The following is a 15,696-nucleotide window of genomic DNA, read 5'->3' on the forward strand; positions in this document are numbered from 1 at the left end:
TTGGATATGTTGTTTCTGTTGCCGTTTGTTGTCATCCCCGAGTGTTTCTGTCGGGGATCCGTCAATCACTGCCTAGCGTATAGAGTAGCCGCCCGCAAGGCTGTTTTAGAGGAGTGCAATAATACTAAAAGAGAGTGTGGGCAAATAATCGCCGCCTGGCGCATAGAGTAGCCGCCCGCAGGGCAACTAACCCATTTCCAAGCGTTTAAAATGTCCCCAGTTCGGGTAGAATATGAGTAGATACCCGGTCTGTTTGTTTATGGGAGGACAAAATGACAACTGCGCTAAAAACGAAAACAATGTGGAAAAAAGCCCCTGTCGGGCCTTGTTTGGTTATCCGCCGTCTGATTGACCGCCGTAATGCCGGGGCTATGCAACCGTTTTGTTGGTTTGCCGTTTGCTATTGCAGTCCAGATTTTGAGCGGTCCGATATCTTGCCGCCCTCAGCGGTAGCGGGTATGGACCGTTTAAACTATTTGGTAACCGGGCCAAGCGAAGAAGCCGAACTGCTAGACGAATTAGCCAGCCAAGGGGGTGTTTCCCGCTGGATAAATACCATAGGCGGGCTTACACGCCGTACCCCGGCCAAAACCGTTTATGTTTTAAATGCGGAACTGTGGCTTGCCTCCGCTGATATATCCAAAAAGCCGCAAAACTTGCAGACAGAGAGCGAAAATGTGCCTTTGGTGGTTGGATACCACGGAGCAGATGTCCGCGTGTTCTGCGGTAGTTTTGAGGGCAAAACCGGGCCTTTTAATCCCTCGTGTGGGGAAAGTTTAATGTTGGATATTACCTTGTCTCCAGGTGCCGCGTTTACTTATCCGGTTCCGCCCGAAAATAATACCTTGGTATATGTGTTTGGCGGGCGGGCGCATTTTGGCGAAGGGGAAGACCTATTTTTTGGCAAGGATTCTTTTTTGCATATGTACGGCGGAACAGTAACGGCCTACACCTTGCAGACGGGAGCCCGTTTTTTACTCCTTTCTGCCTCTGCGGAAAAGACAAAGAACTTGAATTTTAATAAAATACCATTAAAGTAAAAGGAGGGAGAAAATATATATGAAAAAATGGATACTTGTGTTATGCTGTGCGTTACTTGCAGGCCCGGCGGCGGCTCAAATCCAACGCTCTTATCATTATGGCGTGGTGCCGACGGAAAATATTACTACTTTTGAAGTTAATCCCTCGCTTACCACCATTGACGACAGCGCAGGTATTTCGTCCAGCCAAGTTACCTTAAAGACATACCGTGTGATTAACCCGCGGTATAACTGGGGAGTGGAAGTACCGCTTGCGCGTTATGAATCACCGGAAAAATCGGTTAGCGGTTTGGGTGATGCGCTTGTCAGTATGTCGTGGCTGAATCCGCAGGCGGACGGCGAGTTTGGATATGGCGTAAAAATGGAAATGTTTGTGCCCACGGCTACCGATAAACGCTTGGGGACAGGTAAGTTGCAGGCCAGCCCGTCCGTGTTTATTTTGCGTAAATTTTTTGACGGTGCTTATGCGGCCTTGGGATATAAGTATTATATTTCTGTGGTGGGGGACCACGCACGCGACGATATCAATATGGGCCGTGTGCGCCTGAACGTGGGCTACACCTCGCCTAATGAGTGGTGGGTGCTGACAAACCTGTATTATTATATGGACTATGAACACAGCGGACTGGCGGAGTTTATCCCCGAGGTGGAGGTGGGTACATTGGTTAATGACGGTACGGCCTTTTATGCCAATGCCAGTACGCACGGTTCGGGAAATTGGAAAACGAAAGATTGGAGCATAAGTATTGGTTTTAAACTGTTGTATTTATAGGCGCAAGAGGAATATCAAAACAGCCCCGGACAAAAATGCCCGGGGCCGTTTTTCAATTCAGTTAAGCCATTAGTCGGCTTTGTGTTTGACGGGTTCGCCGTAGTACGCTTTCAGGTATAAGTCCTTAATTTCGCTGATAAGCGGATAGCGCGCGTTACCGCCGGTGCACTGGTCGTCAAAGGCCAATTCGGAAAGTTTATCCAAGTTATCCAAGAATTCCTTTTCCGGGATGCCGTATTCTTTGAGGGATTTCGGAATATCCAATCTGTTTTTGAGGTCCGTAATCATCTCAATCAATTTTTCCACTTTGGCATCTTTGTCATCACCCATATTGTTATGGGGGAGTAAGAAGTCCACAATCTTGGCATAGCGGCCCTTCACAAACGGGTATTTGTACTGCGGGAACAATCCCTGTTTGGTCGGTTTATCCGTGGCGTTGAACTCAATTACATAAGTGAGCAGGAGCGCGTTGGCCAAACCGTGCGGAACGTGGTACATAGCACCCAATTTATGCGCCATAGAGTGGCACAGACCCAGGAACGCGTTAGCAAAAGCCATACCGGCAATGGTGGCCGCGTAGTGCATTTTTTCGCGGGCATTTACGTCTTTGGCACCCAAGGTATAGGATTTTTCCAAATATTTGAATACCAAGCGCATCGCTTCTAAGGCTTGCCCTTCCGTAAAGTTCGTGGAATAGACGGAGGTGTAGGCTTCAATCGCGTGAGTCAATACATCCAAGCCGGACCAAGCCGTCAGTTTTTTGGGCATACCGAGTACAAATTCCGGGTCAATGATAGCCATATCGGGCGTTAAAGCATAGTCCGTAATAGCGTATTTGGTGCCGGTTTTTTCGTCGGTAATAATGGTAAACGGCGTAACTTCGGAGCCGGTACCGGACGTGGTCGGGATAGCAACCATCGTGGCTTTTTTGCCCAAGGGCGGAGCCGCGTAAATGCGTTTGCGGATATCCATAAAGCGCATAGCGATATCTTCAAAACTGGTGTCCGGGTTTTCGTAAAGCAGCCATACCATTTTGGCTTCGTCCATAGCGGAACCGCCGCCGAGGCCGATGATGATGTCCGGCTGCCAGGAGTTGGCAATAGCCAAGGCTTCGTTTACGTTGGCAATGTTCGGGTCCGGCAGTACGTTGGAAAATACGCGGAACTTGATGTTCAGGCTTTCCAAAACGTCCGCAACGGCGCGAACGTGGCCCAACTGTTCCATCGTTTTATCCGTAATGATGTACGCACGTTGTTTCCCGGCCAGTTCGGCCAAGGCTTGCGAGAGCGCACCGCGTTTAAAATAAATTTTGTGCGGTACTTTGTACCAGTACATATTTTCGCGGCGTTCCGCGACGGATTTCACGTTCATAAGATGTTTTACCCCAATGTTTTCGCTGACGGAGTTGCCGCCCCAAGAGCCGCAGCCCAACGTCAAAGACGGAGCGAGTTTGAAGTTGTACACGTCGCCGATAGCACCCTGGGAGGAGGGAATATTAATCAGCGTGCGGGCAGTGGGCATATCCTTAAAGATGTCAATGTGTTCTTCGTTGGATTCGTCGGTATAAAGTACCGAGGTGTGGCCTGCTCCGCCGTAGAGAATCAAATCGCGGGCGAGTTCAACCGCGTGGTTAAAATCTTTGGCGCGGTAGAAGGCCAACACCGGGGAGAGTTTTTCACGCGCAAAGACTTCTTCGTCGTTTACTTCGTTGGCTTCGGCGATTAAAATTTTGGTTCCGGCAGGAACTTTAATACCGGCCATTTCGGCGATTTTCATAGCGGACTGGCCCACAATGCCGGAGTTAAGTTTGCCGTTTACCACAATGGTTTCAGCCAATTTTTTGCGGTCTTTTCCCGTTACAAAATGGCAGCCGCGGGCGATAAATTCCGCTTTGACCTGGTCGTAAACGGGTTCTTCCACCACTACGGACTGTTCGCTGGCGCAAATCATACCGTTATCAAAGGTTTTGCTCATAATAATAGAACTGACGGCCATTTTGATATTGGCGGTGGCATCAATGACGGCCGGGGTGTTGCCCGCGCCTACGCCCAAGGCCGGTTTGCCGGAGGAATACGCGGCTTTTACCATACCGGGGCCGCCAGTGGCGAGAATCAGGTTAATGTGCGGGTGGTGCATTAAAGCGTTGGAAAGCGGCATTGTCGGGTTTTCAATCCAACCAATGATGTCTTTCGGGGCGCCGGCTTCTACCGCCGCATCTAATACAATTTTGGCCGCGGCGATGGTGCATTTTTTAGCGCGCGGGTGCGGAGAAAAAACGATACCGTTGCGGGTTTTTAAAGCCAAAAGACTTTTAAAAATGGCGGTAGCCGTCGGGTTGGTGGTGGGAACGACACCGGCAATTACGCCGATAGGTTCCGCCACTTTGCGGTAACCGAAGGCGTCGTCGTCGGACAGAACGCCGCAGGTTTTGGTATCTTTGTATTGGTTATAAATGTATTCGGAAGCGAATTGGTTTTTGATTACCTTGTCTTCCATTACACCCATACCGGTTTCTTCCACAGCCATTTTGGCTAACGGAATACGTTGTTGCGCAGCGGCAATAGCGGCCGCGCGGAAAATCTTGTCCACCTGTTCTTGCGTATAAGTAGCATAAATGCGCTGGGCGGCTTTTACCTTATCCACGACCTGGGTCAAATGTTCCATTTCTTCGGGAGTGGCAACAGCCGGAGCAGCGGCAACTTTCTTTTCCGCCATAATTTTTTATTCTCCTTTAAGTGTTTAAAATACCTGTTATAGATATTTCGTTATCTATATTTTAACTTTTGGGGAATTTAAAGTCAATAATACCTCTAGAAAGGCTTTCTTTAAGGCTTGACAGAAGCAATTTAAAAAAGATAACATAGATATCAAGATATCCAGTAACTTACGACGGAGAAATTTTATTTATGAGCCTTTTTCACCGCAAAAAAGAGATTAGTGCCCAAACCATACGCCGCCTGCCCCAATACCTGCGAATTTTTTACAACTTGCACACTTACGGGCGGGAATTGGTTTCTTCCACCACTTTGGCAGAGGAAACGCAACTGTTGCCGATTGTTATTAAAAAAGATTTACAGGCTGTCGGTGCACCCAGTAAACTGCGTGCGGGGTTTAAAGTGGCAGGAACCATAGCGGTTATTGAAAAGTTTTTAGGCTGGAATAATTTAAACAAGGCTTTTCTGGTGGGTGCGGGGCATTTGGGGTCGGCTCTGTTGGGGTTTGCCGGGTTTAAAAACCACGGCCTTGAAATTGTCGCGGCGTTTGATACGCATCCGGAAATAGTGGGTAATTTCCTGCACGGTGTGCGCGTGTATCACACCGCGCAACTGGCCAGTATTATTGAGCGGGAAAATTTAAAGATAGCCATTTTGACAGTTCCTGCCGAGGCTGCCCAAGGCATTACGGATACATTGGTGGCGGCCGGTATTAAAGCCATATGGAATTTTGCACCCGTTAATTTAACGGTGCCGGAGGGGGTAATCGTGCAAAAGGAGGATATCTCTTCGGGCTTGGCGGAACTGTGCGCCAAGTTAAAACGTTAAGCCGGTTTTTCAGCGGAGATAAAACAGCCCCGGGCATTTTCCCGGGGCTGTTTGTCAAATACTTACTTATATAAAACTGCGCGGAACTCGGCGGTTTTATTAATGTTTTTAAACATCCAGCCCTTTTGGTCCTCGTCGTAAAGTGAGTCAAAATTTTTAAAGTTGCGCCGCACTGCTTTATCCAAATTATCAAACATATTTTTGCGGTCTTTTTTGGCTATCCAATATACGCCTGCCAGGTTTACATACGGGGTCGGGCTTGTTCCGTCCAAACGGATAGCGGTTTCCAAATCCGCTTTGGCACCGTTCCAATCTTTAAGTTGCATTTTTACAAAGCCGCGGTTGTTGTACGGAATAGCCCATTTGGGCGAAAGTTCTATGGCGCGGGAATAATCTTCGGCCGCGTGTTTAAAATCTTTCATTTCTTCATAGACAAGCCCCCGGCGGTTAAAAAAGATTGCTTCGGGCTGTAATTTTAAAAGGGTGGTATAGTCCGCCAGAGAGGCTTCAAAATCACCCATATCTTTAAATGCTCCTGCCCGGTAGCGATACGCAGAAGCATAGGCTTCGTCGCGGTTGATTGCCTTGCTGTAAGCGGAAACAGCCTCGTCTAACCGGCCTTGTCCGGAAAAAATGCGCCCCTGCCAATAGTGTAAATCAGCCGAATCGTTACCTGCCGCCTGCTGGGCAGCTATCAACTTTTCTGCCGCCGGATAGCGGTATGCTCCTAAATACACAGGGATTAATTCGCGCCCCAGCGCTACGGACGGGGTGCGCTTGCCCAAATATTTTTTATAATCTGCAAGAGCCAGTTCGTACTTGTTTAGGGCCGTGTTGGCCCGAGCGCGTGCTAAGTAAAAATCCCGGTGGGCAGGTTTTAACGAAATGGCTTTCGTCAGGTCTGTTTGTGCGAGCGACGCCCGCCCTGCCTGCATATAGGCCAATCCCCGGGCATAATAGCGGAAAGGGTCCTTGGGGCGGAGCGATACCGTTTTGGAATAGTCGGCCAAGGCTTGGTTGATTTTACCGCTTGCCAAATACGCATCGGCGCGGTAGTGATAGGCATCCGCCAGTTTGGGCGCTTTGGAAATGGCCTTATTCAATAGTTTAATTTGTGCGGCGGGGTCCGTTTGTTGTTTGGCGCGGTTTAATAACTGTAAGCCCGTTTCCGCCGAGGCTGAAAGGGAAATAAACGAAAAAAGAAGTAGCAGTAAATATTTTTGAATCATATTATTTTAACCAAAACACAAGTAAAAAATTAAGTATAAGGGCCACTATGCCCACTATATATAAGAATATCAAAAGTAAGGTGGAAAATAAACGCAAATTAAGAAAAATCGCGCCCACCAAGGTAGCCCTTCCTGCAAATAATTTACCCAGTTGCACCGTTTGGCCTGAAATTTTGACCAAGCGGGAAAGAAGTACGGAACGCATCGCCAGCGAAGTTACCCCTAACAAAAGCCGTGTTAAGGCGCGCCCGAAAGAGGTTTTGCGCCCTTGGTTGAATTCGCCAAACACCTCCCGCACACTGCCGGATATAATTACTTTGGCTTGGTCCTTCGCGAGGCTTTCGTTCATATCGTCAATTTTATGGGCGGCGGCTTGTTTAACTTGGTCCAGCGTATTATCAATAAATTCTTCCCAAGTAGCACAAGCGATGCGCAGGGCAAACGCGCACGCGGTAATAAAGGAATAAGCAAAGGCGGCTAAACCGTAGCCCAAAAAGAGCGCACCGACGAGAATAAACTCCGCCAAGGGGGGCAAATGCACAGGTGCCAAAACAAATGAATAAACGCTGTACACCGATATAATAAACAGCCCTAGCCCGGCGGCTAGATGTGGCAGAAAAACTTTGCGCAAAACATCCGCAAGCCCCTGCAATGCTTGTGCAAATAAGGCTCCCACTGATGGCTGGAAATTAGTCATTATTCCCGTGGCAACAGCCACAGCATCCGCCGCAAATGTGGCCTGCGGATTTTTTTACCGACGGAACACGGTCGGATACTTTTACGACTTTTCCTAATTTTTTATCGTACACATAGGTACCTGTTTTTGCTTCGTTCATACTGTTATTATAGCAGTTTGGAGTGTTTATGCGAAAAGAAAATGATATAATAAATATATAGATTTACGACGGAAAAATAAGTTTTTATAAAACCCGTTGAAAACTGCAAATAAAAATGTTAAAATAATTAGGTAGTAATTAATCCGCGAAACAAAATCCGATTTAAGCGCCCATAGCTCAATGGATAGAGTGTCAGCCTGCGGAGCTGAAGATACAAGTTCGATTCCTGTTGGGCGCACTTTTAGAAACCACGCGAAAGCGTGGTTTTTTTGTGCGCACAAGCGAACTTGTTTCCCTGTAGTATGCGGGGGGAAAATAGAACCCGTTTTAATGGTAGATATTATAAAATGCGCAAAAAGCGAGTTTGTGGTAGAGGTAGGCCGGGTGGCCCTCCTATTGACATCCTGTATTATAACCATTACAATAAAAATAAGGAGTTCTCTATTATGAAAAAACTATTTATTTTACTGGTAGTTTTTTTTGCTACCTGCATAAATACTTATGCGTCTAATCATTCTGCCGGAAAAAACTCGGATGCAGAATATTCGTCTTGCAATATTCAGACTATGTTGACCGACCCTAAAAGTCCCCAATGGTTTAGGCCCCAATGTGTACGGATATTAGCCACGCGAGTGGAACGGGGGAACCTGAGTCAAAACGAGAAAGAACAATTAAAAAAAGTGCTTGTTCCCGCCTGTTACAATATTATGGAGCAGTATGTTTATTTAACAGGGGATAGAGCAAAAGAAAAATCCCCTCATTTTATGGATTTATACAAAAGTCTTGCGCAGTTGGCGGACGCAAAAGGCACATACGGTTTGGTGCGGAGTGATGGTTTTATGTTCCTTGAAAAAGGAAAAAAGGTAGAAGTAAGATCCACCCAAGCGGAAATTGTCGGGAAAAAGCCTGTGTTTAAGTTCGGTAAATTAACTGATGACGTCTTGCATAAAAAAGTAGAGTTAAAGTTAGCCCAAAAGGAAGTGGACCCTTTTTGGGGAAAGAAAAGAGCTCCCGGCGAGTTGACGAAGGGTTTATCCGACGGGAAAGACGGGGGAATTGTTCCCGCGTTTGATGTAAGCCATTTGGAAAGCGTATTTTTGTTTGAACAAGATTCTAAATTAGAAGAAAAAGATTTTGTTTTTGATGTTCAAATTCTAAACAATATGTTAAAAGAGCGTCGTGATTTTAGACCCTTGTTGACTTTTATGGCCGAAAACGCCTCTTTTAACAAAAAACATATCAACTATATACCGCCCCGCTTTGTGCGGTTGGTGTTGGCGTATTATGCGGAAAGTTTGTTCCCTGCCGAGCAAACCAAACTGATGGATTATGTTACCAACCCTAAGTATTCCAAGCCATTCCGCTTTTTGGCCGCTACCGTAGCTGCCGCTTATGCCTATAATGACGATTATAAGGATTTTTACGAAGGGAAATTCCGTTATTACCCGCAAGAAGCCGTTGCTATTCTTGAAGCCTTGCGGACCGGCAAAACCGGCAATCCGAAGGAAACCGTACGGCTTGAACTCTTGGGTAACCGGGTATTCCCGTATGTGAAAGGCCAACTGCTTCTTCCTGTGGAAAAAAATAAAGAAGCCTATGCTACGGTAGCGCTTTCCATAGTGTTGGACAAAACGATTAAAAGCAAAGAATTTATTTCTTTGGCGAAGGCCAGCGCGCCGGAAAGCCTGCTTGTCAGCGGGGGAATCTTGGTCATTGTTGGCGCTGCTCATACCGTTTCTGATGCCTTTTCTCCCTTGTACTACAAGCAATTTCAAGACCAGTTGGAGTTGCTCACGTATGTGGAAGTGCCGGAAACATATGTGCCGGAAAACCTGAAAGCAAAAGCGGATCAGTATCCAATCGTAAACGGAAAAATTCGTGTTCCTGTGAAAGAGGGCTTCGCTCAAACCTTACCGCCATCTTCTTTGCAAGGGGAAGTTTATGAAGATATAGAATTGGACGAGTTGGGCGAGCGTGCAGCCGTACAAAATTTCATCGTTTGGTCGGATGCTTATTATACTAAGATTGGTGAGGATGCCCGGTCCGTTTCAAGAACATCAAATAAAAAAAATATTACTTGTGTTTACGCTTATACCCCGCCGGGTAGTCCGTGGCAGTTGAATCAGTTATCTGCGGTGGCAAATCCCGGGGATACTCTTTCAAAGGTCCGCTTGCAAAAACTGTACCAATGTATGAGCGGAACGAGTTATTGTAAGGGGCAAACCAAAAGAACCGCACGGAAAAACAAAAACTCTAAAGGCAAAATTGATTTTTCTGAATGTGCCGCGGTAGATCTTGATAAAATACAGGCACCGCCGGAATGTCAAAAAGACTTTAAAGAATTAGCTGCTGCCTGGAAAGTTTCCCGCTCCTTTCAAGAGCCTAGCGGCCTCAAGTTATATACGCGAGCCATTTATAGGCCCCTCTATGGAGGGTGGGTGCCGGAGGCAGAAATTTCTATCAAAACGCTAGATGGACTCCATAAAGTGCTAGCGCAGTGGATATATGATCAAATTTTTGATAAGTTTAGTATTCTTATAAAGAGTGAAAAGCCTCTTTCTTTGGGAAGAAATGCCTTCTACCGCAATGGGGCCCATGAATGGAGCAGATGGTATGACGAAAATTTACAGAGTGTATCTAGAGATAATTCCACATACCAACATTTTCATTATGAAGAGATGAAAACGTATCAAAACAATAAAAATTATGTTTGTAATCATGTGATTTTTGTGCACAAATAAGCCCCCGTGGTAGTTTGCGGTGATAAAAACGGTTTAGAAAGGGGTTTTGTCTGTAAACGACCTGTCCTTGCTATGATTGCTTGCCGTTGGTTACATACGCGTTAGGTATCCCTTTCTTGCGGGTTCCCTCTTACGCTTTATGTACCGAACGGCTCGCAATACGGGGCAGTTTTATAGTTAAATCCGTCTATACTAAATTGAATTTACGCGCTTTTTGGCACGGTTTAACTTTTGTTCATCTCCAAACAGGTGTACATATTATAACGAAAAGTGTTATATTGTGTACACCTTTCTTTGGGGTAGCCCATATACGGAATTGTGTACCTCGCTCGGCCTGCACCTATTAACCTACGGCTAGGATTACATCTAAATTGTAGTAACTTGTACTATAATCCCTTCTATCAGTGGCAGTTGTTCGGAAAATCCGCACAACTGATTATTTCCTTCTTCCAAGATATGCTTACTAATATTAGATTTGCTTGATTGAAATAACCCTACCAGTTGAACTTGGGTCAGCCATACAATTTCATTGGCCAAAGTTACTTTTTGTTTGGTTTTTCTATCTTTGGCTTGATAAATAAGAGTCTCTTTTTTTCCTTGGTGCGGCATTTAGCGGGTTTGAGGAGGGTCAAAAAGAGGTAGCCGGTAAGACTGTACGGAAAAAGGAACTCGCCAAAAGCAAAAAACTTAATCAGTCAAAAATTATCCTATTTAAAAGCGTGGGGACTACATAGAACGGTTTAACGCCGTCAAAAAGGATTGCTTCCAGAGAATTTTTTTCTCCTCGTAAGGGCGCGAAGCATGGGCGGGGCTAGTGGAGGGGAGAAGTACGCAAATTTTGCCGCCGTCGCCAAAGGCGCGTTTAAAATGATTCCGCGCGGCCTGCCCGTTAAATAATAGGGTGTGTACGCTGGGATATTTTTTAAATAAAGTGGGAAAATCGTTGGGGGTGGGTTCCGTTATATTCCCGTCTAAACTGCCCTCTCGTTGGCAGGCGGCCAAGGCATCCCATAGGCCAATGCTTTTAGCGAGCAACACTTGTTTTTTATCTTCATAGTTTTGGGGTATGCGCCCGCCGGCGAACAGGTCAAAAATAATTCTCCAAAATTGGTTGTATTTGTAAGCGTAATATTCCTGCGCTTTTAAAGAGGCCGCTCCCGGCATACTGCCAACCACCAGTACGCGGGTTTTGGAATTAATAAGAGGGGGAAAACTGTAAAGCATAAAATTCCCGGGGCTTCTAAAAACCCCGGGCAAAAGTTATTCTTTTGTTACTTGATAGGGCGTTAAGACAAGCGTTTTGCCGTCTTGGCCTAGGCTGGCGCGGAACCAAAGCGGAAAACCCATAGGCCCTTTGAGCAAGACCGCTACCGCTGTAAATTGTTCGGGTTTGATGTCTTCTTTAAACGTGTAATAGCCGGACACCGGGTCCTTGTCGCGCATACCGTGCGTAGTTACCACCACAGGCACTTTGCCTTCTTTAAAACTGTTATTTTGGGCATAGTGCGCGGCTTCCTGCGCATCAATCGTAAAGTTAATGGCTTTGGCTTCGGACATTTTATCTAATAGCGATTGGGACATCCCCGGCGAGGCAAGGCCGCCCATCGCCAAAGCGGTGTTATACCAGTCAGAAGCCCCACCGGCATCTTCCAAAAGGACGCCCTTTTGTAATACCTTTACCAAGCCTTCTTCCGTCAGCCCCATACCGCGGTGCAAATAAATATTGCGGTTCGGGTGCGGCAGCGCGGGAATGGCACCCTTGTACCCGTCCAATGTCAAATCTTTAAATGTTTGCGTGTGAATAGATCCGTCGGTTTGCAATTTGGGCCAAGCGGGTTGGGCTTTGTTAGCGCCCAATTCCACGGCTTTGCGCAAGGCTTGCTGATGAGAAAGCCCTTTTAATTCATAGGCTTTTACCACCACGCCTGGGAACTGCTGGGCCAAGCGCGTGGAAAAGGATACCGTGCTTGCGGCGGCTGCGGCTTTGCCCGCGGATTTAGCCCCCGCCTCACCGGCTTTTAGGACGGTAGAGGTGGCTTTTTCTGCCCCTTTGCTTGCCTTTACCAAGTTTTGCGCTTGAAGTGGCGCAGATAAAAGCAATGCGGCAATAATAGGCAAAAGAAATAGGGTGCGTTTCATAAAAAACTCCTTACTCGGGATTACTTATAGTATAAGGCTCCTCGGCTAAAAAACCATAGGTCTTTGGACCTATAATCCGGAAACATCAAACAGATATGGGTTAAGAGTAAAGCCGTCCTCTTCTGCTTTTATCCGGCACCATACGGTTCTGGCCCCGATTTTTAAAGCGGCGATAACTTCTTTAATATTTTCTGCCGGGATATCTCTTCCCACGTGTATGATATTTCCGTGTTCTGGCAACCCTTGTACGCGAAGCACGACGATAATGTCTTTGCTGTGGTGCTGTTTGGCATAATAAACAGCGGTGTTCGGATTGCTGGCCAAAGAGTTAAATCTCATAGAAGAAACCGTTCTGACCATACGCGGGTCTCCACTGGCATAAGACATTGTTCGGTTGTTGCTGAACTGGCCCACATCTTTTAACAGAAGTCCGTTTTCCATAATGTTGCGCAAGGCCGCTCCGTCTGCGGGCAAACTTAACGCGCGGTACATATCCTGCGGAGTTTCTTTCCACGGGGTTTCGGCGGGGAGAGTTTTTAAATCGGTTTTGTAGGCCGAGAAATCATTAATTTCTAACGATAAATCTGTGTGCAAAACTTGTGGCGGCAACTGGACGGCTGGGGTTCTGCCCATTAAGCGTTTTAAAGTGCCAGTAATGCTGGACAATCGGGACGTCGTTGCCTTGGAAGTCTGTGCGGGCGTGGGCGTAGAAATTTTAATTTGTTCGGTAATCTGCGCCAGTTTCGCCTGTTGGAGCATCACTTTCGGCATAGCATTGGCTACTCCGCTGGTAACCGCTCGTCCAGCCTTGGCGGCGGAACTGACCGCGACTTCGCCCGCCTTTGCACTAGCCTTGGCGGCGCCTTCAACCAACTTACCTTGGGCAAACGCCAGATTTGCCGTGCAAGCGGATAAAACAAAAATCAAAAAAACAGTTAATTTTTTCATATATATATTATATAGAAAACAAGGGAACAAAAACAGGGTCAAAGGGCCTATCCACGCGGTGGGTCCTATAACTAAAACACTTGTAGTCGGGGAGCGGACAGTTTTGCTCCGGAAGATTTACGAGCGTACCAGGTTTGTCCGTTCATTGCTGTTGCAGAAATACCGTTAAAAAGTGTCTGCCCGGCCACGCGATAACCGCTTACCTGCGCCGGGTAGTATTATCACTAAAACCTACCGAGGTAACACCAATAGAAGTAAAAGTGTTGGAAAATGGTGTTGAATACCAACCTTTCCAAGACGGGAACGGGCGTATCGGGCGGCTTATCTTATTCAAAGAGTGTCTGCGTAATAACATTGTGCCGTTTATCATTACAGACAATATAAAGATGTTCTATTATAAAGGTCTTAACGAGTGGCCCCATAACCACGAACGTTTAATAGATACCTGTTTATCAGCGCAAGACCAAATGAAAGCGGTACTGGATTATTTTAAGATTAAGTATTAGGATATTGTACAATACCTCTATGCACTAACATACCTCACGGAAATATCGTAAATTGGGTTACATGTCAATTCATTTAAGGAGTAACCAAAACATGAAACGTAATATCCTTTTATTGCTGTCATTATTTTGTGCCTCGTGCGTGTCTGTATTTACCTCAACATTTGTAGCAGATACCAGTTTAGTAGTAGACCCCACACCACAAGAGGCACGTGCCTTTTATGATAAAGTAAGGCCGCCTTTTCTGGCTGTTTATCAAAAGGGTAAAAAAACACTTGTGCTACTGGCCGCTTCACACGGGCCGCAATCTTTGCCCGCCGTACAGTACGCATTTAGTGAATATATCCCGAATGTGGCTTTGATTGAAAGGGAGCCGGGTTTTCCTCTGGGTAATTGCAATGAACATGAAGATGCTTATACAGCCGCATGGAGTGCAAAACACAATATCCCGCTTGTTCGTACGGATGCTGATTTAGAAACCCAATGGAAGTATGCTAAAAAGCACGGATTTTCATACGATGACTTCCAAATGTTTTGGATCATCCGCAATGCATATGGTTTTGCCAAATACGAGGGAAAACAAACCAATGCCGCACAAGAAATCAAAGATTATAAACGTACTGTACACAATCCAGCGTGGGGAGAATTATTTACCGAAGAAGGATTGCTTGCTTATTTTAACCAACACTATCAGAAGGATTTTAATACAACGGATTTTATTCCGTTTTATATGGATCTAATGGAAGTATATCCCAAAGAGTGGGTGCGTGTTACTCCTTTCTACAAAATTATGCACGGGCAATCTGATGTGCGTAGCGTGTTTATGTTGGAAAACATAGCAGCTGCACTTAATCAGTATCAGGTCGTATTTAGTGAAATGGGGGCGGCACACTTTATTGATATTCACAAAGCACTTGAAAAAATGTTAGGTAAACCTCGCTATATTACAGCAGGCCAAATTCCTACACAGCAGCTATGGCAAACGTGTACGTTACAGGGGTTAGAAGAAAAAGTTTTAGTAGATTAAAGATAGGCGTTTCCCGTTTCGGGAGTAGTAATGGTCTTTGTTTAATTCTAAAAAGTGGATCCTGCGATTTTTGCCGTCGGAGAACTAGTGCTCAATTATCCGTATCTTTGCCAAGAGATAAAGCACTCTAAGACGGTGACTGATGAAAAAGTAAGAAGTTTCTCGACGAGGAAAGATACAACAAAACACAAAAAATCCCCGTCTCTTGGGCGGGGAAAATAGAAATGGGGCAGCCGTGCGTGATGGTTTCCTCTCTCTAAAACCTAGACACTGCCTTCCCTGTTTATCAGGGTAAAAACAGGGAATTTTGCCCATTTTGGGATAGTTTTGCGGATTTTGGAGATATATCCCAATAAAATGCCTCGTCGGAGCAATCCAGACGAGCAAACCCTAAATTCCCTAAAAGAGAAAACAGGGAAAAAACTGGTGAAGAACGGTTGTTAATTTACGTATTTAAGAATATGTATTATAATGTGCTATAGTGAATATAAAATTTTTGTGGGAGGTAATAATTATGTCTCTTGAAATAGAAATAAAAAAAATTAAAGGGGTGGGGCACTTTTATTTGGATTTCCCATTAGAAAATGATATTTATGCGTTTGTAGGAAGTAATGGTTGTGGAAAAAGTACAATTTTGCAAGCAATTGCTCAATTGATTCGTCCACAGAATGCTCTTCATGCGTTGTTAGAGAATGACTATGCGATTGATTCAGAAGTAAATTTTTCAGACGGTCAATATAAAGATAAATGGTATGTTAAACAAAATCAAGGGAGAACTTTTTGGCGTAATCAAATATATAGTGCTTATGGCGGATTGCGTCAAAATCCCAGTAATATTCAAATTAATGGGATGTACGAGGGAAGTTTATTTGTTGGAACTCGTTTTAAAGATTCGAAAGAAGTTGATGCCCTATTAAAT

General features: G+C 45.6%; 14 protein-coding genes, 1 tRNA gene and 1 pseudogene. 8 read left to right on the top strand and 8 right to left on the bottom strand.

Features of this window, described 5'->3' with window-relative positions; all coding sequences use genetic code 11:
* Positions 1-272: 272 nt before the first annotated feature.
* On the top strand, positions 273-1,040 hold the full coding sequence (locus ACZOTW_RS03000) for a pirin-like C-terminal cupin domain-containing protein (protein WP_483997444.1): 768 nt from the start codon (positions 273-275) through the stop codon (positions 1,038-1,040).
* A 19-nt stretch (positions 1,041-1,059) separates the two neighbouring features.
* Complete coding sequence (locus ACZOTW_RS03005; RefSeq protein ID WP_177748169.1) at positions 1,060-1,812, top strand: hypothetical protein; 753 nt, start codon at positions 1,060-1,062, stop codon at positions 1,810-1,812.
* 69 nt (positions 1,813-1,881) lie between these two features.
* Here the strand turns inward: ACZOTW_RS03005 and adhE are convergent, their stop codons facing one another.
* Entirely contained in the window at positions 1,882-4,527 is a 2,646-nt protein-coding gene (gene adhE, locus ACZOTW_RS03010; protein WP_428042439.1) for a bifunctional acetaldehyde-CoA/alcohol dehydrogenase, read from the bottom strand.
* A 191-nt stretch (positions 4,528-4,718) separates the two neighbouring features.
* Between adhE and ACZOTW_RS03015 the strand changes: the two genes are divergently transcribed.
* Positions 4,719-5,354 carry a redox-sensing transcriptional repressor Rex gene (locus ACZOTW_RS03015; protein WP_177748163.1) on the top strand — a complete coding sequence of 212 codons (636 nt, stop codon included), beginning with the start codon at positions 4,719-4,721 and terminating at the stop codon, positions 5,352-5,354.
* Between the two features lie 62 nt (positions 5,355-5,416).
* Here the strand turns inward: ACZOTW_RS03015 and ACZOTW_RS03020 are convergent, their stop codons facing one another.
* From ACZOTW_RS03020 to ACZOTW_RS03030, 3 genes are read right to left on the bottom strand one after another with little or no spacing between them, the layout of a single operon-like run.
* Complete coding sequence (locus ACZOTW_RS03020) at positions 5,417-6,583, bottom strand: tetratricopeptide repeat protein (protein ID WP_483997445.1); 1,167 nt, start codon at positions 6,581-6,583, stop codon at positions 5,417-5,419.
* Between the two features lies 1 nt (position 6,584).
* A complete protein-coding gene (locus tag ACZOTW_RS03025) occupies positions 6,585-7,280 on the bottom strand; it encodes a hypothetical protein (RefSeq protein WP_483997446.1) in 696 nt (231 codons plus the stop codon).
* Entirely contained in the window at positions 7,273-7,419 is a 147-nt protein-coding gene (locus ACZOTW_RS03030; protein WP_177748153.1) for a hypothetical protein, read from the bottom strand. The genes ACZOTW_RS03025 and ACZOTW_RS03030 overlap by 8 nt, the downstream gene beginning before the upstream one ends.
* Positions 7,420-7,585: 166 nt before the next feature.
* Here ACZOTW_RS03030 and ACZOTW_RS03035 point away from each other — a divergent pair.
* Both ACZOTW_RS03035 and ACZOTW_RS03040 read left to right on the top strand, forming a co-directional pair.
* A tRNA-Arg gene (locus ACZOTW_RS03035) sits at positions 7,586-7,657 on the top strand.
* Positions 7,658-7,865: 208 nt separating this feature from the next.
* Positions 7,866-10,160 (top strand): hypothetical protein, encoded by a 2,295-nt coding sequence (locus ACZOTW_RS03040; RefSeq protein WP_483997447.1) that lies wholly within the window; start codon positions 7,866-7,868, stop codon positions 10,158-10,160.
* Between the two features lie 366 nt (positions 10,161-10,526).
* Here the strand turns inward: ACZOTW_RS03040 and ACZOTW_RS03045 are convergent, their stop codons facing one another.
* From ACZOTW_RS03045 to ACZOTW_RS03060, 4 genes are all read right to left on the bottom strand, one after another.
* Positions 10,527-10,769: a virulence RhuM family protein gene (locus ACZOTW_RS03045; protein WP_483997448.1), complete on the bottom strand. Its 243-nt coding sequence runs from the start codon at positions 10,767-10,769 to the stop codon at positions 10,527-10,529.
* Positions 10,770-10,886: 117 nt separating this feature from the next.
* Positions 10,887-11,384, bottom strand: a complete 498-nt coding sequence (locus tag ACZOTW_RS03050; RefSeq protein WP_177748142.1) for a DNA-deoxyinosine glycosylase — start codon at positions 11,382-11,384, stop codon at positions 10,887-10,889.
* Between the two features lie 36 nt (positions 11,385-11,420).
* Positions 11,421-12,299 (bottom strand): hypothetical protein, encoded by an 879-nt coding sequence (locus ACZOTW_RS03055; RefSeq protein ID WP_483997449.1) that lies wholly within the window; start codon positions 12,297-12,299, stop codon positions 11,421-11,423.
* A 69-nt stretch (positions 12,300-12,368) separates the two neighbouring features.
* Entirely contained in the window at positions 12,369-13,247 is an 879-nt protein-coding gene (locus tag ACZOTW_RS03060; RefSeq protein WP_428037583.1) for a hypothetical protein, read from the bottom strand.
* A 287-nt stretch (positions 13,248-13,534) separates the two neighbouring features.
* Between ACZOTW_RS03060 and ACZOTW_RS03065 the strand changes: the two are divergent.
* From ACZOTW_RS03065 to ACZOTW_RS03075, 3 genes and pseudogenes are all read left to right on the top strand, one after another.
* Positions 13,535-13,753, top strand: a pseudogene (locus ACZOTW_RS03065) (cell filamentation protein Fic); the annotation flags it as partial.
* A 91-nt stretch (positions 13,754-13,844) separates the two neighbouring features.
* Entirely contained in the window at positions 13,845-14,777 is a 933-nt protein-coding gene (locus ACZOTW_RS03070) for a hypothetical protein (protein ID WP_483997450.1), read from the top strand.
* A gap of 514 nt (positions 14,778-15,291) precedes the next feature.
* Positions 15,292-15,696 (top strand): AAA family ATPase (locus tag ACZOTW_RS03075; protein ID WP_483997451.1); only part of this gene is annotated, 405 nt, incomplete at its 3' end.

The sequence above is a fragment of the Candidatus Avelusimicrobium sp. genome, assembly GCF_056976295.1.

Bases quoted from the DNA above. Each gene is read 5' to 3' on its own strand.
- ACZOTW_RS03000 (WP_483997444.1), top strand. From the start codon at position 273: ATGACAACTGCGCTAAAAACGAAAACAATGTGGAAAAAAGCCCCTGTC.
- ACZOTW_RS03045 (WP_483997448.1), bottom strand. From the start codon at position 10,769: ATGCCGCACCAAGGAAAAAAAGAGACTCTTATTTATCAAGCCAAAGAT.
- ACZOTW_RS03055 (WP_483997449.1), bottom strand. From the start codon at position 12,299: ATGAAACGCACCCTATTTCTTTTGCCTATTATTGCCGCATTGCTTTTA.
- adhE (WP_428042439.1), bottom strand. From the start codon at position 4,527: ATGGCGGAAAAGAAAGTTGCCGCTGCTCCGGCTGTTGCCACTCCCGAA.
- ACZOTW_RS03070 (WP_483997450.1), top strand. From the start codon at position 13,845: ATGAAACGTAATATCCTTTTATTGCTGTCATTATTTTGTGCCTCGTGC.
- ACZOTW_RS03040 (WP_483997447.1), top strand. From the start codon at position 7,866: ATGAAAAAACTATTTATTTTACTGGTAGTTTTTTTTGCTACCTGCATA.
- ACZOTW_RS03050 (WP_177748142.1), bottom strand. From the start codon at position 11,384: ATGCTTTACAGTTTTCCCCCTCTTATTAATTCCAAAACCCGCGTACTG.
- ACZOTW_RS03030 (WP_177748153.1), bottom strand. From the start codon at position 7,419: ATGAACGAAGCAAAAACAGGTACCTATGTGTACGATAAAAAATTAGGA.
- ACZOTW_RS03020 (WP_483997445.1), bottom strand. From the start codon at position 6,583: ATGATTCAAAAATATTTACTGCTACTTCTTTTTTCGTTTATTTCCCTT.
- ACZOTW_RS03025 (WP_483997446.1), bottom strand. From the start codon at position 7,280: ATGACTAATTTCCAGCCATCAGTGGGAGCCTTATTTGCACAAGCATTG.
- ACZOTW_RS03015 (WP_177748163.1), top strand. From the start codon at position 4,719: ATGAGCCTTTTTCACCGCAAAAAAGAGATTAGTGCCCAAACCATACGC.
- ACZOTW_RS03005 (WP_177748169.1), top strand. From the start codon at position 1,060: ATGAAAAAATGGATACTTGTGTTATGCTGTGCGTTACTTGCAGGCCCG.
- ACZOTW_RS03060 (WP_428037583.1), bottom strand. From the start codon at position 13,247: ATGAAAAAATTAACTGTTTTTTTGATTTTTGTTTTATCCGCTTGCACG.